The organism is Streptomyces sp. NPDC048825 (genome assembly GCF_043198355.1).
GTDB lineage: Bacteria > Actinomycetota > Actinomycetes > Streptomycetales > Streptomycetaceae > Streptomyces > Streptomyces xiangluensis.
Genome location: NZ_JBICUR010000005.1, coordinates 150442 through 176422, shown reverse-complemented (window position 1 = coordinate 176422; position 25981 = coordinate 150442). Strand labels below are relative to the sequence as shown.

Genomic DNA, 25981 nt, shown 5'->3' with positions numbered 1-25981 from the left:
CCTCGCGATCCTTGGCCCGGGGCCGCGGCTCATCGAGTCGTCGCCTCGCGTAAATGTGAACTGGGGCATGCCCCAACGAACTACCGTGCCTTTGTCGTTAGGACCTGCGAGACAACTGTCGACCATCACAGGCGAGCGAACCAATCGTCGTTCCGCAGTGCGGCACACAGATCGGGTCGCCGACCGCAATCCCCGCAGCTTTCGCGAAAGGATCCTCGGCGAGACAGGCTGACGAACAGGCCACGGCCTCCCGCGGCGAACGTCTACGTGCCAGTACCTGAACGTGGTGTCCGCGAGGCCGTGACCTTGTGCGCTGGTCCGCAACCGCAGGTGAACGCGCCGTCGTGGCGCTTCGACAGAAGGGCCCACTGCGGGTCCAGGGTCTCGTCGCCGTTGCCGCGCTCTGGTGACGCGATGACGGCGTACACGATCACCGGCGACCCTGCTCGTCATGAACGACGGCGTCGCAGCCAAGGATGCGAGGCAGCTGGCCACCTTGACCAGGGACCAGCCGGGCAGAACCTCAGGGACGGGAACATCCTGGATCACCCACGCCAGAGAGAGGGTCGGTCGCGTTCTGGGAGACGGCAATAGCAGCAACACAGGACGAGTTTCGGGGAGGACACTCGTGCGTACCACCGTGCGTGCCGACGTGCGGCACGCTGCGCTGCAGGCCGCCCGCGCGCAGATCGAGGCCGAGGCCGCCGACAAGGCCCGTCGCCACGCGGAGGATAAAGAACGCCGCCGCCAGGAACGTGCCGGCGCCAGCGACGAGCAGGCTGTCACCGACGCCGGTCAGAAGGCTGCCGTCAGGGCCCGGCCCAAGCCGAAGGCTCAGGCCAACTTCACCGACCCCGACTCGCGGATCATGAAGAACAGCGACGGCGCCTACATCCAGGCATACAACGCCCAAGCCGTCGTGGACGAAGAACACCAGGTCATCACTGCCGCCGACATCACCTGCAACCCCTCGGACGCGCTGAACTACACCGAGATGCTCGACCAGTCCGCACAGAACACCGGCTGCCACCCCAAGCAGGCGCTCGTCGACGCCGGGTACTGCTCCGAGACCAACCTTGAGGCGGCGAAGGAACGCCAACTGGCCTGCGGCCACCGGCCGCCTCGGCCACGACGAACAGGTCCCGCCCGCACCCCGCGGACGCATCCCCAAGGACGCCACGCTGAAGGAACGCATGGCCCGAAAGCTGCGGACCAAGCCCGGTAAAGCCGCCTACGCCCGTCGAAAAGCCATCGTCGAACCCGTCTTCGGACAGATCGTGACCTGCCAGAACGGCCGCCAGCTCCTGCTGCGGGGCCAGGACGGCGCCCGCGGCGAATGGCGGCTGCTGGCCGCCTGCCACAACCTCCTCAAGATCTTCCGACACGCCGGAACAGCAGGAATCGCTGCCATGACCGGCTGAACAGCCCGGCGCACCAGCCACCACGCCCCCACCGAGCCACGAACCAACGAGACGCGACGCTTCCGAGCACGAGGCGAGAGCCGGGCGATCACGTCCGGCTCTCGCCGATCACGACTGCCCGGACAGTAGCCGGTTACTGGGACACGCTCCTAGGCGCTCGTCGTCCAGTCGGCATCGTGACCGTGGCCTCTGTGTGCAAGAGACATGCTGCGAGACTACGTCGACCAGGTCGCAGGAACGTCGCCCGAGAGGGCTGCTCAGAAGGTTTCTGTCTCCCGCGGCTTGAGCTCGGGCGGGTAGCCCTTTGCGCGGAGCCAGATGTCGAGGGCGAGAGCGACGATGTCTCCGTGCGGTACGCCAGTGTCGGCGTTGCAGCGGCGGATTCGGCGCTGGAGCTGAAGGATTTCGGGGACGGCATGGTTGAGCTGTCCGCGTTGGTGTGCCGGTTTCTGATGACGTCCAGAGTGTCCGGATGCGGTTTAAGGTGGAGTTCGGGATAGGCTGGCCAAGCGGCAACAGCATGCACGTCAATGGTCGTACGGTTGACGCACGTCCAGCAGGAAGACGGCATGCGCGCCTCTGCGACCCGGTGTGGTGCGCAGAGGCGCAGCACTCAGGCCGACGGGTAGCTGCTGATAAGCTGGCCCATGCTCATGAGGGCCCGGTTCAGGGTGCCCGAGTCGGCGATCACGGTCTGGCCTGTCATCACCTTGTTGTGCCGGGATGCGAGGAGTGCGTAGAAGGGCCCGTACTCCTCCGGGGTGGGCAGGTGCTGAAGGGGCGTGCCCCATTCGAACTCCGCGCGGAAGGCGTCCGCAGGAATGTCCGACTGCTTGGACTCGTGCAGGTCGAGAGCACCGGGCCCGCGGAGCTGACTGCCCGCGATGCCCGTAGGGGCGACGGCGTTGACCCGTACCCGCGGGGCGAACTCGAACGACAGCTGGTTCACCAGGCTGACCACCGCCCCCTTGCTGGACGTGTAGGCCGCACCGCCGCCGTCGGCTGCGAACGCCGCCTGGGACGCGGTGAGCACGATCGCCCCTTCCTCGGCCTGCAGCAGGTCGTGCATGATCCGCGCGGTCAGCGCGTAGCCCTTGACGTTGATCGAGAAGACCTCGTCGAACAGTTCGCCGACACGCTCGACGGGGATGTCGGCCAGCCGGACGTTACCGTCGAAGATGCCCTGCGCGCCGATGAGGGAGGTGAGCCGGCCGTAGCGGTCCTCGATCTGAGATCGGCAGGCACGAAGATCGTCGATGTTGCGTACGTCGCCGTGCACGACGAGGATATCGTCGCCGAACTCCTTCTTCAGCCCGAGTACCTTGGCCTCGTCGTACTCGAGGATCGCGAGCTGCGCGCCCTGTTCGAGGCAGTGGCGGGCGACGCCGAGACCGAGGCCCGAGCCGCCGCCGGTGATGAGTACGACGTGGTCGTCAAGCAGCTTCATGGGTGGTGCATTCCTTCCGGTTGACGCACGACACGGTGGTGTCGAGCGCGGGATTGTTCGTGCGGGCGAGCGCGAGTGCCTCGTCCCAGGTGCCGCCGCGTGCGAGCAGCTTGCGGTAGTCGCGCAGCGAACGGACACGCCCGCAGGCGAACGCGGCGTGGAACTCGCCGGCGTGGCCGAACAGGACGAGAAACTCGCCCGCGTCGAGTGAACCCTCGACGACGAGGCTGCGGTCGCCCGCACGGCGGCGGCCGTAGCACTGGAACCGCATGCCGTACTGGTCGGTCCAGAAGTACGGCACTCCCTGGTAGGGCGTGGTCTCGCCGCGGGCGATGTTCAAGCCGATGTGCCGGCCCTGCTCGACCGCATGGGTCCAGTGCTCCACGCGTACGCGCTGTCCCAGCAGCGGGTGGTGGAACGCGGCCACGTCACCGGCGGCCCACACGCCGGGTACGTTGGTCCGGCCGGCGGCGTCGGTGACGATCCCGCCGGTCACCTCGATCCCGGAGCCCGCCAGCCAGTCGACGGCGGGTTCGGCGCCGATACCCGTCAGCACGAACGGGGTCCGGTGCACACTTCCGTCCGTGAGCCGGACCTCGTACGCCCCTGGTTGTCCCGTGACCGACGCCACCGCGACGGCACTGCGGAAGCGGACCCCGCGTGCGGTGTGCAGGTCGCGGAGACGGGTGGCCAGCTCGGTCCCCAGTACGGGCTCCAGCGGCAGCGGGAGCGCGTCGAGGACCGTGACCGCCACGCCCCGCGCGACGAGGGCGGCCGCGACCTCCAGTCCGATGAAGCCGGAGCCGATCAGGGTCATCTCGCCGTATCGCGCCGCGGCCTCGCGCAGCACCCGCAGGTCCTCGGGGGTGCGCAGGGCCGGCAGTACCTCACCCGCGAGGCTCCTCATCTCGCGGGGGCGGCTGCCGCAGGCGATGACCACAGCGTCCCAGGGAAGAGCCTCGCCGTAGGTGGTCACCACATAGCGGCGGTCGACGTCGAGCCCCGCCGCGGCGTGGCCGAGACGCAGGTCGAGGCGGTTCGCCTCGATGCGTTCGGGAGAGCGGAGTTCGAGGAATTGCGGGTCCTCCTCGGCGACAAGCAGGGCCTTCGACAGCGTGGGCCGGTCGTACGGCTGGTGCAGCTCGGCGCCGAGGACGGTGATGGAGCCGGTGAATCCGGCCTCCCGGAGGCCGTCGGCGGCGCTGAGGCCGGCGGCGGAGGCTCCCACCACGACGACTCGCTCGGAGCCGCCAGTCACGGCTTGGGTCCCGAGTTGAGCGCGATGGCCTGTGCGGGGCAGGCGCGGGCGGCCTCTTCGAGGTCCTCCCGCTCGTCGGCGTCGACGGTGTCGCGCAGGAGAACAGCCGTCGGGCTGCCGGGCGGGGTGTCGAAGACGTCGGGCATGACGCTGACGCAGATGCCGTAGGACTTGCAGCGGGTGCCGTCGAGGGAGACGGAGAGGTTGGCGCTCACAGGAAGACTCCAAGGTTCGGAGTGGCCAGCGCCGTTTCGGTCAGCACGATTTCGCGGGACAGCAGGCGTGGGCCCGACGGTGTTAGGCGGAGCTGGTCGTAGCGCCTGCACGGGATGAGATCGAAGTGCGGGTCGATGCCGCGCTGGCGGTAGACCAGCAGGGCGCTCGACACCTTGATGACGTCGGGGCGGTCGATCTCCTCGACCTCGACGCTGCCCACGATGCGCAAGGTGCGGGACGGAGGTATTTCCGAGTACGCGTGGTCGGTGTTGAGCCGGTCCAGGCGCGTGCGTACGTGGGCCTTGGTGTCCCGGACCCGGAAGGCGTTGCGGTCGATCTCCTTGGAACGCGGTTCCGCTGCCTGTCGGATCGGCACGGTGTAGAGAAGTTCGTCGTCAAGGAGTCCGTACCACTCCTCCTCGCGGCCCTCGTCGAGTAGCCGGGCCTCCAGTGCCAGGAACTGGGTGGCCAAGGCCTGAAGTTCGGGGTTGGCGCTCACGGGCGGGACGATGCGGGGTGTGTCGGTCGTGGTCATGCTGACTCAGCTCCCTCGGTGCCGGCGCCGGTGTTCCCGCGCATCACGTTCAGCCAGTGCCGGTAGAAGTGGAGCTGCGCGTGCTCGCCGTAGCCGGTGTTGCGCTTGCGGCCCGGGCCGGTCCACGAGGGGTCGTGCGACTGGTCGACCTGACTGTTGTTGCCCTGCTGGAAGTGGAACTCCATGCCGACCTTGCGCATCCATGGACTGTGGGCGGCGCGCGGTGCGCCTTCCCAGGCGACGGTGTCGTCCTGCTCGAAGATGCCTGCCGAGCCGAAGGTGAACTGGCCGTTGACGTAGGAGTCGCGGGCCTCGTCCTCCGACATGAAGTCCCAGACGAACTGCCAGTTCCACAGTTCGATCTCGCCGGGGCCGATCGGCTGCCACTGCCGGAAGCTGGTGATCACCGACAGAGGACCGCCCGACACAGACGGGGTGTTCACCCGGATGAAGCTGAGGTTTGGGAAGATCGTTCCGACCGTCGGCGGCTCGTGGTTGACTACGTGGAGCTGTGCCTCGTCCAGGCCCGACAGGTCGAAGTGCTGGGTGATTTCCGGCGCGTAGCCCCAGAGCACGTAGCCGGGATGGACTGCCTTGGTCCAGGCGTGGCCGGCGAAGGCGTGGCCGTTCTCGAATTCGTAGATGCGCGCGATCTCGCACGTCATCTGCAGCCCCTGGGCGACCGCGACCTCTTCCGTGCTCCAGTGCAGCGTGTCGACGTGGTAACCGTCGCCCGCGAAGTTCTCGGCGGCCGTCTTCCAGTCGGCGTGCAGCCGGTAGCGCTCCGGAGGCCCGGCGACCCGCATGCCGCCGGGTGCCAGCCCGACGATCAGGTCGAGCATCCACCCGGCCCCGCCCAGGTACTCGTCCAGCGACGGTCCGTCCGGGTCCAGCGAGGCGAAGACGAAGCCCTGCCGGGTGGCCACCCGGGGCGCACGTATCAGGCCCCACGCCTTGGGGTCGAGACGCTCGCCGTAGGCGTCGTGCATGTGCGGGGTGCCGACCAGGTCGCCATTGTTGCTGTAGGTCCACCCGTGGTAAGGACACTTGAAGAACCGGGAGTTGCCGGCATCGGTCTGGCACAGCTGAGTGCCCCTGTGACGGCAGTAGCTCGACAGCACGTTGATGCCGCCCTTGCCGTCGCGCGTGACGATCACCGGATCGAGGCCGATTCTGCGCTGCACGAAGTCACCCGCCTTGGGGATCTCGCTCTCGTGCGCCACGAACACCCAGCACTTGGTGAATATCTGCTCGATCTCGGCGCGGAACACCGCCTCGTCGTTGAAGATTTCCACCGGGACGAGATCGTTCTTCAGCGAGGCCTCGACGCGGTCCAGGATTGCAGCGGCATCAGCCGTTTCTGGAGAGATGGCAGTCATGGGGCTCCCTTGCCTCAGTCGTGCTTGGCAGGGACGATCAGCGGAATTCCGTGGCCCTGCCTGCGGCTCGAGACGTCAGGTTAGGACTGTCATCACATGGTGAAAAACAACTCCTGTCGATGCGTCGGCATTGATCCAATCGATGGAACGCGGCCAGGCTCCTCCTGACCGGTCCTGTCTCAGCCGGCTGCCGGGGCGGGCGGTGTGCCCTGGATGTAGGCATCTGCGAAATGGTGCATGCGCTGCCGCAGCCAGGCGTGGCCCGGATCGTCGTCCATGCGTTTCGTCCAGACCATCATTTCGGTGGCCCACGGCAGCTCCATGGGAGGTTCGAGCAGCCGCAGGCCTGTCGCCGGGGCGATGCGGCGCCCGAACGTTCTGGGGATCAAGGTGATGAGCCGGGTACCGCGGATCAGGAACGGGGCGATTTCGAAACTCGTGGTGACCTCGACGCGGCGCGGGATGCCGAGCATGTCGAGTTGCAGTTCGGCCAGGGCGGGTCGTCGGTCGGGGCTGATCGCGAGGTACGGCAGCTCGCTGAACTCCTCGACCGAGATGCTCTCGCCCACATCGGGGTGCTCCTGATCGACCGCCAGCATGTAGCAGTCGGTATACGCGGCCTCACTGCACACGTCCAGTCCGCTGGGCACCATCTCGCGCGGAACGATGACGAGGTCGATCTGGTCGCGGGCCAGCTGTTCCGCGTACTCCTCCGCGAAGGGCTGGATGCGCAACCGCACGTTCGGAGCCTCGGCAGGCAGCTGCGCCAACAGCGGATGCAGTACAGCGACGGCCGAGTAGCTGGTCGCCATCACCGAGTACGTCCTGTGGTTGGTCGCGGGATCGAAGCTGTCGCGCTGTGACAGCAGCGACTTGATGTCGGTCAGCGTCTTATGCACCGGCTGCACCAACGACTCGGCAACCGGTGTGGCGACCATGGTCCGCCCCTGCCTGACGAGGATCGGGTCGTTCAGGAGCTTGCGGAGCCGAGCCAGCGTGGAACTCATGGCCGGCTGTCCGACGGACAGACGCGCCGCGGCCGCGGTCACGCTCCGTTCCGCCATCAGGGCGTCGAAGGCGACGAGCAGGTTCAGATCCACCCGGTTGAGATCCAGGGGCGCATTGGTGGTGGGCATCGACCGGAATTCCTGTCTGTGCTGAAGGCATGCCGGAAGAAGTCGGCTGCCGCGGCTCGACGGTCGACTTCGACCACGGATTGATGTCATCAATCCGAACGCATCACTATCGATTGTTTGTATCGAGGAGTGCGTCTGTCTAGCGTCTTGCAACGGGAAAAGCGACGCGAACGTCCTGTTCAGCGTCACTGGAGAGCAGGAGTCGACGATGACCGCGGCCTTCCGTCCGATCACCCATCTCAGACATGTGGGTATCGGTGTGCCCGACTACGGCAAGGCTCTGGAGTTCTACAAGAACATCTGGGGACTGCAGCCGGTGGCCGACGACAGCGGTGTGATCTTCTTCGCCACTCCCGCGGACCCGGAGCAGTACGTCCTTCGCGTCCGGCAGGACCAGGACAAGCGACTGGACCTCATCGCCTTCGGTGTGAACTCTCCCGAAGAAGTCGACGAGCTGGCCCGGCGGCTGGCGGGATCACTCTCGACCGGGAGCCCGACAAGCTGGACACCCCGGGCGGCGGATACGGCGTCCGGTTCTTCGACCCCGACGGCCGACTCGTCGAGGTGTCCGCCGGAGTCGCGCAGAAGCCCTTCCGGGAGCTCGAGGAACGCGAATCCGTCCCGAAGAAGCTCAGCCACGTGGTGATCAACTCCACCGATGTGGCCGCGACCAAGGCGTTCTACGAGACGTACCTCGGCTTCCGCCTCTCGGACTGGCTCGGCGACCTGATGTGCTTCATGCGCAGCGGGACCCAGCATCACATCCTCGCCATCTCCCGAGCACCGAGCGTCTCGCTGAATCACATTTCCTTCGAGATGCGCGGCATCGACGAGTACATGCGCGGGACCGGGCGTCTAATGCGCGCCGGTCACCGCCCGCTGTGGGGGCCAGGCCGGCACGGCCCGGGAGACAACACCTTCACCTACTTCCTCGACCCGAACGAGAACGTCGTCGAGTACACGACGGGGCTGGAGACGATCGAGGACGAGGAAGCGTGGGAGCCCCGCGTCTTCGACAGCACCTCTCCTCAGTCGCAGGACCAGTGGGGGACCGGTGGGTCGATGACCGAGACCATGCTGCCGGTGCTGCTCAAGCAGACGGACGGCGGTCTGTGGACCCCCTCGCCGATCTGATCCCTCCCCCTCCTTCGCAAAGGCCACTGAAGTGACTCTTTTCCTTGATGACGCAGCGGTACGGGCGGCCTTCGACTGGGAGCTGGCTACCTCGGCGGTGCGCGAGGCATACGCGACGAGCGTGGACGGAGCACGCTATCCGGCCCGCGGCATGGCCCGCGGAGACCACGGCTGGCTGCGCACCCTCACCGGCGTACCGGCCGGCCGCGAACTGATGGGAGCGAAGATCATCGCGGCCGCGATGCCGACGCGCCGCGCCTCCTACCTCATCCCCCTGTTCGACCAGCGGACGGCCGAGCTGGTGGCCCTGCTCGACGGCCACTCCATCACCGGTTACCGGACGGCGGCCACCTCGGCCGTCGCGGCGGACCTGCTGTCGCCGCCCGGCGCCCTGACCGTCGCCGTGATCGGCTCCGGTTTCGAAGCGCAGAACCATGTGCGCGCCCTCGCCGTCGTACGAGACCTCAAGGCCGTACGGGTGTACAGCCCACGACCGGAGAGCCGAGCCCGATTCGTCGCCGAACTGTCCGACCTGCCGATCACGCAGGCGGCCGGCGCCGAGGAGGCCGTCGCAGGCGCCACGCTGGTCGTCTGCGCCGCCCGGTCCCGCGACGAGACCCCCACCCTGCTCGGCAAGTGGCTCCGACCAGGCATGACCGTGGTGTCCATCGGATCCACCCTGCCCGAGCAGCGTGAGGTGGACCCGGAGGTCATTGCCCGTGCCGACGTCATCGTGGCGGACATGGTCGAGGAGGTGCTCGACGACACCGGGGACCTGATCGCCGCGCGAGCCGCCGGTCTCGACGTGGCGGGCGAGATCTGCTCGCTGGCCGACCTCGTCGGCGAGCGCGTCCCCGGGCGCACCCACGTCAACCAGATCGCGCTGTACAAGTCGGTCGGCTCAGCGGCCCAGGACCTGGCGGTCGCCGGCATGTGCGCGCGCAACGCCGAGCGGCTGGGACTCGGAACCCGGATGCCGGCCACCATTCATCCCGTGCAGAAGTGAGAGAGCCGCCATGACCATGGAGACGACCGTTCCACTCGGTCTGTCCGACCCCACGCTGCTGCGCACGGCCGCCTACGTCGAGGGCAAGTGGCTGGAAGCCGGCGACGGCGGTCGGCTCACCGTCCGCAACCCGTCTACCGGTGACCTCATTGCGGAGCTTCCGGCACTCGGCAGAGCGCAGACCGCCGAGGCCGTCGACGCCGCTCATCGTGCTCTGCCCGAGTGGCGGGCGCGGTCGGGCAAACAGCGCGCACAGGTGCTGCGGCGCTGGTTCGACCTTGTCACCGAGCACACGGAGGACCTGGCTCGGCTGATCGTCCTGGAGGAGGGCAAGCCACTCGCTGAGGCCCGCGGGGAAGTCGCTTATGCCGCCTCCTTCATCGAGTGGTTCGCCGAGGAGGCCAAACGGATCCGCGGCGACGTGTTCGCGGCACCGGAGGCATCGCGCAGGGTGCTGGTGCTCAAGGAGCCGGTCGGGGTGTGCGTGGCCATCACCCCGTGGAACTTCCCCGCCGCGATGATCACCCGTAAGGCCGCTCCGGCACTGGCCGCGGGCTGCACGATGGTCGTCAAGCCCGCCGAGCAGACCCCCTTGACGGCACTGGCCCTCGCCGAGCTTGCCGAGCGGGCCGGTGTACCGGCCGGGGTCCTCAACGTGGTGATCGGCGACCCGCGCGAGATCGGGCCCGAGCTGACCGGCAATCCGCTGGTCCGCAAGGTCAGCTTCACCGGGTCCACCGAGGTCGGCAGGCTGCTCCTGGCCCAGTCCGCCCAGACGGTGAAGAAGACCTCGATGGAGCTGGGCGGCAACGCGCCGGTGCTCGTCTTCGACGACGCCGACGTCGAGACCGCCGTCGCCGGTGTCGTCGCCACCAAGTACCGCAACACCGGCCAGGCCTGCATCAGCGCCAACCGTGTCTACGTGCAGGCGGGAGTCCACGACCGGTTCGCAGAGGCGTTGACCCGCAGGGTCGAGGACCTTGTCGTCGGAGACGGCTTCGACGACGGCGTGCAGCAGGGACCGCTCATCGACGAGGCAGCGGTGGCGAAGGTCGAGGAACATCTCGCCGACGCCACGAACCGGGGTGCCAGGATCCTGTGCGGCGGTTCGCGGCACCGGCGTGGAGGGCTCTTCTTCCAGCCCACAGTGCTGGCGGACGTGGCCCCGGGCATGCTCGTCACCCGCGAGGAGACCTTCGGCCCGCTCACCCCGCTCATCCGCTTCACCGACGAGGCCGAGGCCGTCCGCATGGCCAACGACACCGACTACGGTCTGGCCGCCTACCTCTTCACCCGCGACGCCGAGCGGACCTGGCGCGTCTCGGCCGCCCTGGAAGCGGGGATGGTGGGCATCAACACCGGCCTGATCTCCAACGAGGTCGCCCCCTTCGGCGGCGTCAAGCAGTCGGGGCTGGGGCGGGAGGGCTCCGTCTACGGCATCGACGAGTACCTGGAGATGAAGTACCTCGCCTGGGAAGGCACCGGCGCGCCCTGAGCCGACTGCCGCGCCGGACACCGCAGCACAGACGAGCGCGCCGAGACCAACCCGCCAGGCGCTGAGTCACCACCCCCATCACCCACGCACCGAGGCAAAGGACGACCATGCCCGCATACACCCGCACCGAGGCCCGGGACTGGGCCCGCGAAAAGCTCGTCGGAGCCGTCAACTGCACGATCCCGTCGTTCACCGCCGACCTTCGCGGCATCAACGAGCAGGGCATCAGGCACGACATCAGGCTCGCCCAGCAGCACGGATTCCTCGGCACCCTCGGCGTCTCCGAGGTCAGCATCACCCTGCCCGAGTACCTCGACTTCCTGCGTATCGTCCGTGATGAGGCGGGCGACGACTTCGTCGTGGTCCACCACGGCAGTTGGAGCACCCTGGAGCGGAACATCGAGGCGGTGCGCGGCGCCGAAGAGGCCGGTGCCGACCTGGTGCTCCTGTCCTACCCGCCGAACTTCTACCCGGAGTCGGAACAGGAGATCTACGACTACACCAAGGCCGTCTGCGACGCCACGAACCTCGCGGTCATGCTGTTCCCGATGTTCCTGTGGGGGTTCAGTCCCCGGGTGCACCCCTCGGACATCCCGACGCGGCTCATCCGCCGCCTCATCGACGACTGCCCCAACATCGCGGTCATCAAGGCCGAGGGCGGCTTCCCCAGCATTCAGAGCGCTATCGAGTGCCACCGGCTCTTCGGCGACGAGGTCGTCATCTCGGTGCCCATCGAGAGCGAGCTCATCCCGCTGGCACAGGTCATGCCGATCCAGCTGTCCGCCACGAGCGACCACGAATACTACGGGCCCATGATCCCGCGCGTCATGCAGCTGCTGCGCGAGGGCAAGTACGACGACGCCACCGACATCTACTGGCAGCTGCATCCGGCCCGCAAGATCAAGGGCGGCCTTGCTCAGGTGCTGAACGGCGGTGCCTTCATCAACCGGCAGGCATGGAAGTTCCAGGGGTGGCTGCAGGGCTACAACGGCGGACCGCTGCGCCAGCCCACCCAGCGCATCCACGACGCCCAGATGCACGCCCTGCGCAAGGGACTCCTCGACGCCGGCCTCGAACCCAGCATGGACCCGTTCCGTGAGTTCTTCATCGGAAGGAACCCGGCGTGACCCCGGACTAACTGGACCGTGCCAACCCCGCCGGCGCCATTGCCGATGCCGCCAAGCGCTGCTCCAACTGGGGGCGTTGGGGACAGGACGACGTACTGGGCACCCTCAACTTCCTCGACGAGGGCAAACGGCGGGAAGGCGCAGCCCTGATCCGACGCGGGGTCTCCTTCTCGCTCGCCCAGCGCTTCGACACGAACGGTCCGCAGAAAGGCTGGCGCCGCAGGACCAATCCCGTGCACACCATGCTCTCCTCGGGCCTGGACGCCGAGTTCGGTCCGCGGGAGTTCCCGCACGGCATCGGCGGTGCCGACGACGTGGTGTTCATGCCGTTGCAGGCGTCGACGCAGTGGGACGGCCTTGGACACATCTTCGACCACGGCATGGCCTACAACGGACGACGCGCCTCCGCGGTGGTGACCAGCGACGGCGATCAGCTCACGGGTATCGAGACCGTGGCCGACCGGATAGCAGGCCGAGGAGTGCTGCTCGACGTCGGCCGAGCGATCGGCACCGACGGCGAACTGCCGGACGGCTTCGCCATCACCGCCGAGCACCTCGAGGCCACGATCGCCGCACAGGGCGATTCCTCCCGAGTAGGCCGGGGTGATCTGCTGCTGGTCCGTACGGGACAGATGGCGCGGACGCGTCGCGACGGCTGGGGCGACTACGCGGGCGGGCCGGCACCCGGCCTCTCGTTCACCACCGCCGACTGGCTGCACACCCGCGAGATCGCCGGTATCGCCACCGACACCTGGGGCTTCGAGGTCCGGCCCAACGAATTCGATCGGGCCTTCCAGCCCCTGCACCAAGTGGCCATCCCGCACATGGGCCTCTTCATCGGCGAGATATGGGATCTCGACGCCCTCGCGGCCGACTGCGCCGCCGACGGCATCTACGACTTCTTCCTCACCGCCGCCCCCCCTCCCCGTCACCGGTGCCGTCGGAGCCCCGGTCAACCCCATCGCCATCAAGTAGAGCCCCCGGAAGGGACGCACACCATGCGCTTCGCTACCTGGGAAAGCGCCGGCCGTTCCTTCGCCGGGGTCGTCGGCGAGCACGGGCTGCACGCCCTCCCCGGTACGACGACGGTCCTGGACCTCGTACGGGCCGGACTGCCGGCCGCCCTTGAGGCCGGTGCCGCCGCCCTCGACGACTCCGCCCCGACACCGATCGATTCCGTACGGCTGCTGCCGCCGCCGGAACCGCCGACCGTGCGGGACTTCGCGGCATTCGAGGAGCACGTCGAGGATGTCGTGCAGTCGGTCGGAGGCAGCGTGGTCGTACCGGAATGGTACGAGGCCCGGGCCTTCTACTTCACCAACCCCTATGCGTTGATCGGCGCGCACGACGACGTCCCGGTCCCGCCGGGATCACACGTGCTGGACTTCGAACTCGAAGTGGCCACCGTCATCGGCAGACGGCGCCTCACTCACCCCTGACGAAGCACGGGACCACGTGTTCGGCCACACCGTTCTCAACGACTGGTCCGCGCGGGGTCTGCAAGGCCGCGAGATGAAGGTGGGCCTCGGGCCCGTCAAAGGAGGACTTCGCCACCACCCTGGGACCGTGGCTGGTGACCGCCGACGAGCTGGACGCCTACCGCGACGACGAGGGCTTCCTGCAGCTGGACATGCGGGTGTCGGTCAACGGCACCGAGGTCGGCCAGGACCTGTTGAGCAACATGAGCTGGACGTTCGAGGAGCTCATCTCGTACGCATCCCGCGGCACCTGGGTGAACGTGGGTGACGTCCTCGGCTCCGGGACCTGCGGCAACGGCCTCGTACGACGAGCCACTCGGCGACGAGGCATTGTCCTCGTCAATACACAGAGATCACCAATCATTATTAGCAGGATGTAACACGTGAGACTAGTGTCCATTGGCAGGTCACATCTCGAGTCGATACCGGGAGGTTCGTAGTGCAACGTTCGATGTGGTCCGCGGCAACGCAACGGAACGGGGGCTGTCCGCCCGACCTCGCGATCGCTCGCCCGTTCGACATTGGCCGATCGTCAGTCGGTTCCATCGAAGGGAGCGCATGATGCCGGACCTCGATGGACGCGTGGCGGTGGTGACGGGTGGCGCCGGCGCCATTGGCCGAGCAACCTCTGCTTGCCTCTCAGAGCAGGGCGCCAGGGTCGTGGTGGCTGATCTGCGCGGCTCGGAGGCCGCGCAGGTTGCGGCTGCGCTCGAGGGCGAAGCGATCGGCGTGGAGCACGACGTTCGCGATAGCGACTCCGGGGTCGCTCTCGCTGCGCGCGCCAAGGACGTGTTCGGTCGGGTGGACATCCTCGTCAACAACGCCGGGGTCAACTCGCCCACGCTTGCGGTGACCGACATCTCTGACGAGGAGTGGGACCGCGTGATGGACACCAACGCGCGCGGGACCTTCGTGACCACTAGAGCGTTCCTGCCCGGGATGATCGAGCAAGGCAGCGGGCGGATCATCAACCTCTCCTCGATCGTGGGTCAGATGGGAACGCCCTTCATTCTTCCCTACACCGCGTCCAAGGCGGCGATCATCGGGATCACCCATGCTCTGGCGGCGGAATACGCGTCGCGCGGCATCACGGTGAACTCCGTGTACCCGGGCTTGCTCGAGACCGGAATGCACGACTTCGACGACTGGGCAAAGCGGGAAGGCATGACACTGGAGGAAGCCAAGGAGCACTTCCGCAACCTCGTTCCCCAGCGCGAGTACCAGACTCCCCGCGACATCGCGGAGATGATCGCGTTCATCGCCTCCGACCGGGCCAGGCACATCACCGGCGCGGCGTTCAACGTCGACGGTGGTATCCGGATGCACTAGGCTTGTTCTTTATCTACCAAGATCGGCCAGGTCTGCCGATGGCCTTGAGGGTCTCGGGGCGTTTGACGGTTTTACCAACGTCGTAGCGGGGTGCGGGATGGCGGTTCTTCGTCCCGGGCGGTCGTCCGGGACCAGCGCCGCGAGGTTGGGGAACACGGGCCGGACAGAGCAGGTGGGCTCGGATGTTCCTGAACCCTCGGCGGACCCGGGCCGGGGTGAGGCGTTCAGGCTTGGTCGGCTTCTCCCAGGGCCGACGGAGGTCGGCGGCCAGCGGCCGGGCGAGGCGGAGTTGGGTGTGGGCGACGACCACGAGCCAGGTCCACCGGTCCGCGGCCTCCGGAGTACGGACCTTCCGGGTGGTCCAGCCGAGAATCTGCTTTCCGAACCTGAAGGTGTGCTCAAGATCGAATCTCCTGAGGAACACCTGCCACCACAGATCCACGTCTGCCGGAGTGGCGCCGGTCTTGGAGGACCACAGCCAAACCGGCGGCGCTTCCCGTTCCTTGGAGAGGTGCTCAACCTTCAACCGGACCAAGGTGCCCTCGACGATGGGGAGTTCACCGTCGTGCTCCAGCCAGGCCGAGCGGTGGGTCAGCCTCGGGTGGACCCGGTCCCACGCTTGGGCTTCGGCCTTGCCGTAGTTGGTGGTGTCGGTGATGGTGGTGATCGCCGCCTCGGGCCAGGTCTCGGGTTTGGCGAAGCGGAACTCCTTGCCGTGCTTCGGCGGCCGCCCGCCCTGGGGATAGGCCAGGGCGTACTCCTTGAGCGAGGGCTTCGGCAGCCGCATCACCCGGTCACTGCGGATCCGCCCGACCAACTCGACAGGAAGATCCCGCAGGACCCAGGCCAGGCGGGTGACGTCGTAACCCGCGTCCATGACGATCGTGATGTCCGGGTCGCCGGGCACCCACTGGCCGGCTGAGATGAGCCGCTCGGTCACGGCGCGGAGTTGGGTGGCGGTGATGGCGGTCGCATCGTCTTCGGGTCCGAGCCGGACCACGTCCAGGATCGACGTCCACGAGGTGGCTCCCGGTTCGAGGACGGCGACGAAGGAGTACGGCCAACCCGGGATGAACTGGGAGGCGGACTTCGCTCGGCCGTAGACGTGGCAGAACAGCCGGTCTGCCGAGCACGGCGCGTCCGAGCGCAGCCACGGCGACACGTCGACCGCCAGCACCAGGCGCCCGCCCTCGAACCGTGGCAACGGCAGCCCGGCGAGCAAGGTCCGCAGCCTCTCGACGTCGATCCGGCCCCGGTTGAGAGCTCCGTACAACGTGCCGTGCCCACGCCGGTGCTCGGGCACCATCGTCAGGTCCACCGGCGAGGTGACCGGCCCGTCGGCGCACAACAGCGCGTCGGCCAGTTCGAACATTTCGTCACGCCGGGCGGTTAGACACTCGTAGAACTCTGCTCGGAAGCGTGACGCTTCCGCGAACGCTTCCCGCCGGACATCCGGGCACACCACACTCATGACAACGGCCTTCGACTGGTTCTCCTCGTGACGGAGCACAGGATCAGACGAAGGCCGCCCTCGTGTCCGGCGAATCCCCAGGTGAGTGACCTCGTTCGGGACACCGTTCGAGGCCGGAAGAAAAAGAACAAGCTGAGAGCGCAGCATGCGTGCCGCGTCCGTGGCCCATTCCAGGTACCGCAGGAGGCTCTCGAAGGCGCTCGAGGAAGGACCGCGGAGGTTCTCGGCTTTCATACGGGTCTCGCGGCAGTGCCAGTGCCGCCGGCTGTCGCCTTGGCATGGGGCCCTCACTGGAATTACCTGCTGCCGATACGCCGTTCCCCCCGGACTTCGGACAGTCGAGACGGGGCTCTGCCTGAAGCTGAGAGATGCTATGAGTCGGCGGCGAGGGCGTCGATGAGCTGACGCAGCGAGAGGACCGCAGCATCCGCGCCGGGCAGAGCCGGCCAGCGACAATCTTCGGCCCCGGTTCCGGCCGGCGGTGGGGGCTCAGCGTTCCATATAGGGGTCGGTGATCTCGCGAAGCCGGGCGAGGGTGTCGCAGAGCTGGTCCATGCGGCGCTTGCCGAGGTGGGCGGTCCACTCCGCCTCGATCTCGGCGATGGCCCCGTCGCCGATGGGGCGCAGGGAGCGTGCGCGATCCGTCAGGCGCACCAGGCGGGCGCGGGCGTCGGTGGGATCGGGGGTGCGTTCCACGTATCCGGCGTTTTGGAGCTGGTCGACGAGGTAGCCGGCGGTCTGCTTAGTCACCTGGGCGGCTTCCGCGAGCTCGCTGAGCCTGGAGCCGTTGTCGTTGACGCGCTGCAGGAGCTTCGCCTGTGCCGGTGTGATGTCGTTGTGGCTCGCTGCGGCCACGGCGGCGAAGACTCGATTCTCCAAGGCCCGGTAGGGGATGAAGAGCAGGAGCCCGATGTTGAGGTCTTCGGCCACGCCACTCCTTGACTTGACGATGGTCAGAGGTTCTTATTAGTTTAGTCAGTGAGGCTGACTTAACTGGTCAGGTCATCGTACCAAAAACGCTGGGAGAGTGGGCATGGAGAAGGCGGCGATGTGGCAGGTCATCGATGACGAACGGGCCGGTCTGGCCGATCTGCTCGCCTCACTGACCGAAGAGCAGTGGACCTGCCCGTCGCTCTGCGAGGGGTGGACCGTGCGCGAAGTGGCAGCCCATCTGAGCAGCGGACCGCGAGCCCGGCTGGTGCCGATCCTGATCGAGGCCGTCCGCGCGCGCGGCAGCTTCAACCGCATGGTCGACAACACCGCCCGGCGGGAAGCGGCACGTCCCCCGGTCGAGCTCGTGGCCGCACTCCAGGCGGCATCCGGATCCCGGCGCCTGGCGCCGGGCCAGAAACTCGCCGTCGTCATGATGGATGTCCTCGTCCACGGTCAGGACATCGCCATCCCGCTCGGCATCGATCGCCCGATGCCGCTGGAGGCCGCCCGTTACTCCGCCGAGCACACCTGGAGGATGGGCTTCCCATTCCGCGCCCGCAAGCGGCTGCGCGGCTTCCGCCTCGTGGCCACCGATGTCCCGTGGTCGAGCGGGGAAGGCGCCGAGATCAACGGCCCGATCGCCGACCTGCTGCTCCTTGTTTCCGGCCGCCACGCCGCCCTGTCCCGGCTCACAGGACCGGGAGCCGCCGTCCTTCGTGCCCGCGCTCTGGCCGACCGCTGAAGGGCATGCGGTGGAGCAGAGCCATGGAGAGTCTTCGACGGCAATGATCGTCGCGACGGTGGGGGAGCGGGTGTCAGCCCAGGAGTTCGCTGGTCAGTACGCGTTCCAGCCAGGCGCGGTAGCTCTTGGCCGGCCAGCGGCGGTAACGGCGCAGCAGTTGGTGCATATGAGGGGAGCCCAGGGCGTAGAAGATGTCGGCAGCGGTGTTCGCGTCGAGGCCCGGGCGCAGGGCGCCCTGCTGGTGAAGGGCCGTGGTGAGCGCCAGGTAGACCTCGTGGGTGGCCTGCGAGCCCGCGTCGGCGGCTGCGCGCATGTCCGGGTCCGCGCCCGCCGCCTCGACGCTGACCATGATCAGGTCTCCGGCGCGCTCCAGCAGATCGGTGGCATACGCGACGGCGTCGGCGATCGCCGCGCGGGGGTCGGTTTCCTCACGGGCAGCCCGCATCTCCGGCCGGTCCGGTACGGCGACCGGCTCCTCGTCGCCCACGGTCGCAACCCCGAGGGTGTGCCCGAACAGCGCCGCCTTCGTCGGAAAGGCGTCGTAGAGGGTGCGCTCGCCACCCCCGACGCCAGCCTCCCTCTCATCCTCGGTGACCTCGCCCGCGCCGACGCCCTCCCCTTCGTCGCCGCCCCCGACCCCGTGGAACCCCGCCGCATCCTCCTCACTGGCGCCACCGGATTCCTCGGCGCCCACCTCCTGTTCGACCTGCTGCGCCGCAGCGACGCCCACGTCGTCTGCCTGGTCCGCGCCACCGACCAGGAAGCGGCCGAACGCAAGCTGGCCGACGCCCTCACCGGCTACTTCATGCCCTGGTCTGACGCGCTTTCGCCGGACGATTTCCCGCCGGGGGTTGAGACGCTCGAGGATCTGCTCGCCATGAGGAAGCGCAGCTGGGCTGCGCTCCAGGCCACAGGCATCGACGGCGAGGCGGGCTATGTCAGCCTGGACCCCGACGAGGCCGAGGCCGAGCTGCGCCGACTGTTCGACGGGCAGTCGTTCGGGGTGGTGCTCATCGGTGGCGGCATCAAGGCGGCCCACGGCGCCGGCCACCGCCGGGACCTTGCCCAGCAACGGCAGCAACTGCGTGACGTCGCCTGCGGCTTCCTCTGGTCAGCGACACCGCGAGCGGGTGCTCCACCTGTTTCCACTGCCCGTCCAGCAGTAGGCACCGCAGATGCACCCCCGCCCCGCCGGCGCCGATCCGCCCGAGCGAACGGCTCGAACACATCGCCGCGAAGTCCTCCAGTCCGCACCGGACTTCAGGCATCACGCACCGGTCAATGACACAGCCCTCGACCGGCCACGCCACCAACAAACGAACCTGACCAGGCCCTGCCTCCAGTGCGCCACGCCTTGAACAGGCGGGAGGGGGGCGTTGACCACATCAATAGTTGATGCATCGTCAACTTGGTCGTACCTCCTCCCGTATGCGCCGTCCCGCACGCGGGAGCCCCCACCGCAGAAATGATCAGCCCGAATAGGAGCCACACATGCTTGAAGGATTCGAAGACCGTTATGCCGACGTGAACGGCACCCGGCTCCACTACGTCATCGGCGGCGAAGGCGAGCCGCTGGTCCTCATGGACGGGTTTCCGCGCACCTGGCACGGCCTCCACAAGATCATGACCCCGTTGGCCGAACACTTCCGCGTCATCGCCGTGGACTACCGCGGCCAGGGAGAGTCGGACAAGCCCGAGGGCGGCTACGACAAGAAGACCATGGCGAAGGACATCTACGAACTCGTCCGCGGCCTGGGCCACGAGCAGGTGAACATTGCCGGTGCTGACATCGGTGCGATGGTCGCCTACAGCTTCGCCGCCAACTATCCGCAGGCCACCAAGAAGCTCGCCCTGTGGGAAGGCGCCCCCTTCTCGCAGGCATTCCAGCACTTCGCCAAGCCGTTCCCCGGGCCCGGTGATCTGAACCTGTGGACATACCCGTTGAGCCAGATCGAGGGACTGCCCGCCAAGCTTCTCGCGGGGCGGTTTCGGCACGTGATCGACTGGTCGGCCGAACACCTCGCGCGCCACCCCGAGCGGATCAGCGAGGAGAGCCGGGCCATCTACGCCCGGGCCTACGACACACCCGAGGCACTGACCGCGGGCTTCGGCGTATTCCACACCTTCCACCAGGATGTGGCCGACAACGACTCGTATCCCCCGCTGGAGATGCCCGTCTTGGCCATCGGCGGCGACTTCATGCGGCCCATGATGGAAGACAAGGCCAACGACATCCGCTACAGCGGCATCGAGGACAGCGGCCACTTCGTCGCGGAGGAGCAGCCGGAGGCCCTGGCAGCCGAACTGGAAAAGTTCTTCGGCTGACTCCCCGCACGGTGAGCGGCTTGAGCCGCAACCTCCCACAGTCGGCAAGGTCGTCACCACCCTCACCGCCTACCTGCTCGACCAGGCGGCCACGTCCCAGCAGGCCGGCGACGCCGGGCGGTCCGGCGACAGCACTCAGGCAGCGACCGTTGCCGCCCCTTTTGCCCTTTTTCGAGGAGAGCCATGTCCGAGCAGGCCTCAGTCAAGACCCCCGTCGACTTCTGGTTCGACCCCCTGTGCCCCTGGAGTTGGATGACCTCGCGTTGGGTCCTGGAGGTGGAGAAGGTCCGGGACATCGAGGTCCGCTGGCACATCATGAGCCTCGCCGTCCTGAACGAGCCGAAGCTGGACGAGCTGCCCGAGGAGTACCGGGAGCTGCTGTCCACCAAGGCCTGGGCCCCGGTCCGGGTGGTGACCGCCGCCTGGCAGAAGCACGGCGCCGAGGTGCTCGGCCCGCTCTACACGGCCATGGGTACCCGATTCCACAACCAGGGCGAGGGCCCGACCCGCGAGGTGATAGCGGCCGCCCTCGAAGACGCCGGCCTCCCCGCGGACCTGATCGAGTACGCGGACCAGGAGGACTTCGAGTTCGACGCGGAGCTGCGCGCCTCCCACAAGGAAGGCATCGACAAGGTGGGCCAGGACGTCGGCACCCCCGTCATCGCCGTGCCCGGCGCCGACGGCGAACAGCTCGCCTTCTTCGGCCCCGTCGTCACGCCGACCCCCAAGGGCGAGGAGGCCGCCAAACTCTGGGACGGCACCCTGCTGGTCGCCTCCGTCCCGGGCTTCTACGAGATCAAGCGCACCCGCACGGCGGGTCCGGACTTCAGCAACCTGTGAGGGAGCGGGGCTCAATCGGGCTTGGGCATCTTCACGGGAGGGTCGAAGGGGTTGTGTCAATCCCATCGCAGCGTGGAGACGATCTATGCGGCCAGTCCCTCGGCGAGGGTGGCTCGGTAGTCACGTTCGTAGTCGATCGGGCTCTTGAACCCGCACACGCTGTGTAGCCGCCTGGCGTTGTAGAAGTCGGTGATCCAGGTGGCGATCTTGATGCGTGCCTCGGTGCAGGTGCGGAAGGTGTGCCGGTGGACGTACTCGACTTTGAGGACGCTGTTGAACGCCTCGCTCACGGCGTTGTCGAAGCAAGATCCGACTCTGCCCATGGACTGGACCACGCCGAGCTTGCGACAGGCCCGCCTGAACCGCCGCGAGCAGTACTCGCTACCCCTGTCCGTGTGCATGATCACGCTGCGCACGTCGCTGCCGCGGGTGGCCGCGGCCATGTTCAGCGAGGCGACGACCAGGTCGGCGTCGTGACGCTCGGCCATCGCGTAGCCGAGCAGGCGGCGGGAGAACAGGTCGATGACCGTCGCCAAGTACAGCTTGCCCTCGCCAGTTTCGATCTCGGTGAGATCGCCCGCCCAGACGAGATCGGGCTCCTCGGCGGTGAAGTCCCGGCGCACGAAGTCCGGGGCGGCAGGCCGCTTGCCCGGCCTGGTCAGCGACCGGCGGCGGCGCACCTTCCGTCCGGCCAGCCCAAGCTCGGCCATGACCTTCGCGACCGTGTTCACCGACACTCGCCAGCCTCTGCGCGCCAGCTCGATGAACACCTTCGGCGAGCCGTAAGTGCCGCCCGAGCCGTGGAAGACCTCCTCGATCTCCTCTGCCAGCTGCTGCCAGCGCGCCTCACGCGCTGTCGGCGGACGATCCCGCCACTTGTAGAACCACGACTCGGACACCCCCAGCGCCCGGCAGGCGGTGCGGTACGGAATCTTCTGCTCGGCCTTGCAGCTGCTGATCACCCCGACCGCAACGGCCGGGTCCGCCTCAGCTACTTCACCCACAAGGCCACGAATCGCTTGCACACATCACGCTCCATCTCCAGCTCGCGGATGCGCTTGTCCTTCTCCCGAGCCTCGGCCCGCAGCCGCTCCAGCTCCGCCCGCTCACTCTCCCGCAGACGACCGCCGGGCGACGGCTCGGCCACCGGCTGGTCCCGCGACGGCGACCCGTTGCGCCGCGCCCGCGACACCCAGCTGTGCAACGTCCCCGAGTGGATGCCCAGATCCTCAGCCACCTCCGGAATCGGCTTCCCGGTCTCCGTCACGATCCGTACCGCTCCCTCGCGGAACTCAGCGTCGTAGATGCGCTTCCTGGATGCCATGACCCCCAACTATCCCTCCGGTCACGGTCTCCACAGTAGGAGGGGAACCTCAAGGTGCGAGAGTGCGGCCTTGAAACCCGTGGCCGCCCACAGGATCACGTCGACCGGCGTGAAGGAGCCGTCCTCCTCGCGCACTCCCCCGGTTCGATCGCGGTGAACATGGGACGGCGTTCGAGGACCCCGCGCTCCTTGGCCGCCAGCGCGTACGGGGTCCAGCCCAGAGCGGTGTAGGAGACGACGCTCCCGGGGCGGGCCGGCCCGCCTCCACGTCGGCGGCGACGTTGGCGATGATCTGACGTCCCTCGGGATCGAACCCGCCCTCCAGCGGGACTTCATCGCACTCGTCGACGGCGTCCACCAACTCGTCAAGGCGCCGATCCTGTTGGTCTGGGACCGTCTGAACACTCACGTCACCTAAGCTTCTAAAGCCGAATCCTGAAGGTCTCAGACCGGGAACTGGTGGCAACTTGCACCCGGTCACGCGCGGTCTGACGTGGGGGTTCGCGTGCTTTGGGGTACGCGCCGGCCGGCCGCGAGGACCTACTTTTCGGTGGAGGTGCCCGCAACGCCCCCGATGAGGACACAGTGACCGGCTGAGTGAAGGACACGTGGACCAAGCGGCAGCGCCGGTTCTGTGTCGCAGACTTCAGAAGATCCCATACCGGTCCGACCCCATCGACAGCTACCTCGCCGCGACTGACCTCCCAAGGACGACATCACGCGCGCACGGTCAGACGTCACAGTCGCGGCAGACGGGAGGGCCGCTGCTCGCATCGGCCAGTTGGCTGCGGTGGCGCACGAGGAAGCAGACCGTACAGATGAATTCGTTGTCCAGCTGCGGAAGCACCTGGATTGTCAGCTCCTCGCCCGAAAGATCGGCACCGGGCAGTTCGAGGCCCTCGGCGGCCTCGGACTCGTCCATGTCGATGGCAAGAGTGGATTTGCTGGTGCTTCGGGTGTTGAGCTCCTCAAGGTTGTCGATGATGCCGTCGTTGCGTGGGGTGTCGAAGTCCTTCGCCATCTTGCCTTCTTTGTCTTGGTGTTTGCCGTGCTCGCGTATGTCTGCGCTGTCTGAGCGGTGGGAAGCGGACGGAGTGTGTCAGGCGGGCTGGACGGTGATCGTGCAGAGCCGCTTGGTCGCCCGGGTCAGGGCTACGTACAGGTCCCTCTCCCCGCCGGGGCGCGCCGTGGTGATCTCTTCGGGGCTGATGACGACGACTCCGTCGAACTCCAGCCCGCGCACTTCGGATGCTGGAACGATGCGTGCGTGCTGTGCGATGTCAGAGGCTGTCAGGTCGTCCACCCTCGCCTCTGCGCAGATGACCCCGAGGAACTCGCCCGGGTACGCGGAGCTCTGGTCGCGAAGTTCCTGGACGACGGTGGCGACCAGCTTCTCAGCAGGTGTGGTCACGGTGCGGGGAGTCTCGCCAGTGCGCAGTGACCGTGTCGGCTCCTGGTCCGGAGCGATCCGGGCGAGCAGTTCTCGGGTACTCGCGAGAATCTCCTGCGTGGTGCGGTAACTGACCGTCAGACTGTGCAGCTGGAACTGCGGGCCGACATGCGGACTCAACGCCTCCTTCCAGTCATGCGCCGTCGTGACCGGGCCCGCCTGGGCGAAGTCGCCCACCAGCGTCATGGCTTTTGCCGGGCAGCGGCGGACGATCATCCGCCACTGCATGGCGGTCAACTCCTGTGCCTCGTCGACGACAACGTGCCCGTACACGCGCTCCGGCGGGCCGTCGACCAAGCTGGCCGCCTCGTCCAGCAGCGCTACATCGGCATCGGTCCACGGCGCGTCCGGGGCACGCAGCAGACGCGACCGCTCGTCCGGTGTCAGCCAGGGAAGGTACTCGGCGAGAGTGCCGAGGTCTGTCAGGAGAGCCCGCACGAGGCCACCGGGTGTCAAGTGCGGCCACAGCGCTTCCACGGCCTGGTCGACGTGGGGGTCGTCGAGGAGCTCGGCCCGGACGACGTCCGCGTCGAAAAGGGCGGCCGATCCCGAGGCGGCTGCATCGTCGGGGCTGGGGTGGGCCAGGTCCGCCGCCGTGAATCGGTCGAGGTTCCGGCCCGTCAGCTGGGCCACCTCGTTGTCGATCTGCTCCAAGAGGTCAGCCGTATTGCGTTCCAGCGTCTCGGTGAGGGCGTCGACCAGAAGCTCCTTGAACACCTGGCGCGCTGGATTGTGTCCCAGCCCGGTCGCCACAGCGGCGTCGCGTGCGGTGCGGACTGTGGCTTCCGTAAGGTGAACCACGTCCTGCCCGACACGCAAGGTGAGGTCGCCGCGCGGACTTTGACGGGTGCGCAGCAGGTCGGCAAGTGCGTCAGCGAGAGCGGAACTGCCCTTGAGGCGCGCGGTGTCGAACGACTCCACCGCGGTGGGGACCACTCCGGCCAGTTCCTGGCATGTCGCCAGCACGACGTCGTTCTCGCCGAGCGAGGGCAGGACCTGGGAGATGTAGTCGAGGAACCGCGCGTTGGGCCCGACCACCAGGACGCCTTCCTTCGCAGCGCGCGGGAACGCGTACAGGACATACGCCGCCCGGTGCAGCGCGACCACCGTCTTGCCCGTCCCGGGCCCGCCCTGCACCACCGTCACGCCGCGGTGCGCGGAGCGGACGATCTTGTCCTGCTCGGTCTGCAACGTTGCGACGGCCGCGCGCATTCGGCCCGTACGCCGTGCCGAAAGGGCCTCGGTCAACGGGCCGTCGCCCACGACGTCCTCGGTGGTCGGGGCGGAACCGTCCAGCAGCTCGTCGCTCACCGAGACCACCGCGCGCCCGTCCAGGCGCAGGTGCCGGCGTCGCCGCAGGTTCATCGGGTGAACGGGCGTGGCCTCATAGAAGGGCCGCGCCGCGTGCGCACGCCAGTCGACGAGCAGGGGCAGGTCGTCGTCCTCTGTCTGCAGGCCGATCCGGCCTATGTGCAGTGTGGTGCCGTCCGCCCAGTCGATGCGGCCGAAGGCCAGTCCGTTTTCGGCCCCTTCGAGCCGTCCGATCTCCTGCGTCAGGCGGTCGGCGGCGATCCCGCGCTCGTATGTCTCGCTCGCACTCTCGGCCGGGGTCCTGAGTACTTCCGCCAGACGTGTCCGTGCCTCGGAGATCCGCTCTGTGAGCAGCTCGTACAGCGTGGAAACTCGCGCCCGTTCCCACTCGACCTGACGCGCAGCGGAGTCGTTGGACAGTGACAACGGAGGGCTCCTCTCGATTCGGGTGCCCACTATCGACTAGAGCCCAGGGAAAGTAAATCTTGACCTATTCGAGAAAGTAGTCACCGTCACCAGAGGTAATGCTGAGCCGCTTTGGCCTCCGTCTCAGTGCTCACGCGTGCGTGTTTTTGTCAAGAGTGATTTTGTCTGCATCGCGTAGGAGTCGCGGTGATCCTGTCT

At 67.6% G+C, this 25981-nt stretch carries 20 protein-coding genes and 5 pseudogenes; 13 read left to right on the top strand and 12 right to left on the bottom strand.

The window, feature by feature from the left end; translation table 11 throughout:
- Window positions 1-655 precede the first annotated feature (655 nt).
- Window positions 656-1421: pseudogene (locus tag ACGFNK_RS14740) on the top strand (transposase); the annotation flags it as partial.
- A gap of 613 nt (window positions 1422-2034) precedes the next feature.
- Here ACGFNK_RS14740 and ACGFNK_RS14735 read toward each other — a convergent pair.
- From ACGFNK_RS14735 to ACGFNK_RS14710, 6 genes are all read right to left on the bottom strand, one after another.
- Window positions 2035-2868 (bottom strand): SDR family oxidoreductase, encoded by an 834-nt coding sequence (locus ACGFNK_RS14735; protein ID WP_393415785.1) that lies wholly within the window; start codon window positions 2866-2868, stop codon window positions 2035-2037.
- On the bottom strand, window positions 2855-4126 hold the full coding sequence (locus tag ACGFNK_RS14730) for an NAD(P)/FAD-dependent oxidoreductase (RefSeq protein ID WP_393415783.1): 1272 nt from the start codon (window positions 4124-4126) through the stop codon (window positions 2855-2857). The genes ACGFNK_RS14735 and ACGFNK_RS14730 overlap by 14 nt, the downstream gene beginning before the upstream one ends.
- Window positions 4123-4341, bottom strand: a complete 219-nt coding sequence (locus ACGFNK_RS14725; protein ID WP_393415781.1) for a ferredoxin — start codon at window positions 4339-4341, stop codon at window positions 4123-4125. Before ACGFNK_RS14725 ends, ACGFNK_RS14730 begins: the two co-directional genes overlap by 4 nt.
- Window positions 4338-4877 carry an aromatic-ring-hydroxylating dioxygenase subunit beta gene (locus tag ACGFNK_RS14720; protein ID WP_165264695.1) on the bottom strand — a complete coding sequence of 180 codons (540 nt, stop codon included), beginning with the start codon at window positions 4875-4877 and terminating at the stop codon, window positions 4338-4340. The genes ACGFNK_RS14725 and ACGFNK_RS14720 overlap by 4 nt, the downstream gene beginning before the upstream one ends.
- Window positions 4874-6256, bottom strand: a complete 1383-nt coding sequence (locus ACGFNK_RS14715; RefSeq protein WP_393415779.1) for a Rieske 2Fe-2S domain-containing protein — start codon at window positions 6254-6256, stop codon at window positions 4874-4876. Before ACGFNK_RS14715 ends, ACGFNK_RS14720 begins: the two co-directional genes overlap by 4 nt.
- A 179-nt stretch (window positions 6257-6435) precedes the next feature.
- Window positions 6436-7392, bottom strand: coding sequence for a LysR family transcriptional regulator (locus ACGFNK_RS14710; RefSeq protein WP_393415777.1), 957 nt, complete (start codon window positions 7390-7392; stop codon window positions 6436-6438).
- Window positions 7393-7600: 208 nt separating this feature from the next.
- Between ACGFNK_RS14710 and ACGFNK_RS14705 the strand changes: the two are divergent.
- From ACGFNK_RS14705 to ACGFNK_RS14675, 7 genes and pseudogenes are all read left to right on the top strand, one after another.
- Window positions 7601-8526: pseudogene (locus ACGFNK_RS14705) on the top strand (VOC family protein).
- Window positions 8527-8557: 31 nt separating this feature from the next.
- A complete protein-coding gene (locus ACGFNK_RS14700) occupies window positions 8558-9532 on the top strand; it encodes an ornithine cyclodeaminase family protein (protein WP_165264692.1) in 975 nt (324 codons plus the stop codon).
- Window positions 9533-9548: 16 nt separating this feature from the next.
- Entirely contained in the window at window positions 9549-11027 is a 1479-nt protein-coding gene (locus ACGFNK_RS14695; RefSeq protein WP_393416269.1) for an NAD-dependent succinate-semialdehyde dehydrogenase, read from the top strand.
- 107 nt (window positions 11028-11134) lie between these two features.
- A complete protein-coding gene (locus ACGFNK_RS14690; protein ID WP_393415775.1) occupies window positions 11135-12154 on the top strand; it encodes a dihydrodipicolinate synthase family protein in 1020 nt (339 codons plus the stop codon).
- Window positions 12155-12165: 11 nt separating this feature from the next.
- Window positions 12166-13129 (top strand): annotated as a pseudogene (locus tag ACGFNK_RS14685) (cyclase family protein).
- A 23-nt stretch (window positions 13130-13152) separates the two neighbouring features.
- Window positions 13153-13931, top strand: a pseudogene (locus ACGFNK_RS14680) (fumarylacetoacetate hydrolase family protein); the annotation flags it as partial.
- A gap of 262 nt (window positions 13932-14193) precedes the next feature.
- The gene (locus tag ACGFNK_RS14675) at window positions 14194-14961 is read left to right on the top strand and encodes an SDR family NAD(P)-dependent oxidoreductase (RefSeq protein WP_393415773.1); all 768 of its coding nucleotides are present in this window, start codon (window positions 14194-14196) and stop codon (window positions 14959-14961) included.
- Between the two features lie 13 nt (window positions 14962-14974).
- Here ACGFNK_RS14675 and ACGFNK_RS14670 read toward each other — a convergent pair whose 3' ends face one another.
- Complete coding sequence (locus ACGFNK_RS14670; protein ID WP_393416267.1) at window positions 14975-16432, bottom strand: NF041680 family putative transposase; 1458 nt, start codon at window positions 16430-16432, stop codon at window positions 14975-14977.
- Window positions 16433-16921: 489 nt separating this feature from the next.
- Window positions 16922-17362 carry a MarR family winged helix-turn-helix transcriptional regulator gene (locus tag ACGFNK_RS14665; protein WP_393415771.1) on the bottom strand — a complete coding sequence of 147 codons (441 nt, stop codon included), beginning with the start codon at window positions 17360-17362 and terminating at the stop codon, window positions 16922-16924.
- A 103-nt stretch (window positions 17363-17465) separates the two neighbouring features.
- Here ACGFNK_RS14665 and ACGFNK_RS14660 point away from each other — a divergent pair, with 103 nt between their 5' ends.
- From ACGFNK_RS14660 to ACGFNK_RS14645, 4 genes are all read left to right on the top strand, one after another.
- Window positions 17466-18107, top strand: a complete 642-nt coding sequence (locus ACGFNK_RS14660) for a maleylpyruvate isomerase family mycothiol-dependent enzyme (RefSeq protein WP_393415769.1) — start codon at window positions 17466-17468, stop codon at window positions 18105-18107.
- Between the two features lie 43 nt (window positions 18108-18150).
- Window positions 18151-19392: an SDR family oxidoreductase gene (locus ACGFNK_RS14655; protein WP_393415767.1), complete on the top strand. Its 1242-nt coding sequence runs from the start codon at window positions 18151-18153 to the stop codon at window positions 19390-19392.
- Window positions 19393-19598: 206 nt separating this feature from the next.
- Window positions 19599-20432, top strand: coding sequence for an alpha/beta fold hydrolase (locus ACGFNK_RS14650; RefSeq protein WP_053740676.1), 834 nt, complete (start codon window positions 19599-19601; stop codon window positions 20430-20432).
- A gap of 183 nt (window positions 20433-20615) precedes the next feature.
- Window positions 20616-21272 carry a DsbA family protein gene (locus ACGFNK_RS14645; protein ID WP_165259159.1) on the top strand — a complete coding sequence of 219 codons (657 nt, stop codon included), beginning with the start codon at window positions 20616-20618 and terminating at the stop codon, window positions 21270-21272.
- Window positions 21273-21355: 83 nt separating this feature from the next.
- On the opposite strand, the gene ACGFNK_RS14640 is transcribed toward ACGFNK_RS14645, so the two are convergent.
- Complete coding sequence (locus tag ACGFNK_RS14640; protein WP_393415764.1) at window positions 21356-22276, bottom strand: IS3 family transposase; 921 nt, start codon at window positions 22274-22276, stop codon at window positions 21356-21358.
- Complete coding sequence (locus tag ACGFNK_RS14635; protein WP_165259171.1) at window positions 22264-22596, bottom strand: transposase; 333 nt, start codon at window positions 22594-22596, stop codon at window positions 22264-22266. Before ACGFNK_RS14635 ends, ACGFNK_RS14640 begins: the two co-directional genes overlap by 13 nt.
- A 322-nt stretch (window positions 22597-22918) precedes the next feature.
- Here ACGFNK_RS14635 and ACGFNK_RS14630 point away from each other — a divergent pair.
- Window positions 22919-23011, top strand: a pseudogene (locus tag ACGFNK_RS14630) (IS630 family transposase); the annotation flags it as partial.
- Window positions 23012-23326: 315 nt separating this feature from the next.
- On the opposite strand, the gene ACGFNK_RS14625 reads toward ACGFNK_RS14630, so the two are convergent.
- Complete coding sequence (locus tag ACGFNK_RS14625) at window positions 23327-23617, bottom strand: DUF4193 domain-containing protein (RefSeq protein ID WP_165259173.1); 291 nt, start codon at window positions 23615-23617, stop codon at window positions 23327-23329.
- 78 nt (window positions 23618-23695) lie between these two features.
- Window positions 23696-25783, bottom strand: coding sequence for a HelD family protein (locus ACGFNK_RS14620; protein WP_393415762.1), 2088 nt, complete (start codon window positions 25781-25783; stop codon window positions 23696-23698).
- Window positions 25784-25981: the final 198 nt, after the last annotated feature.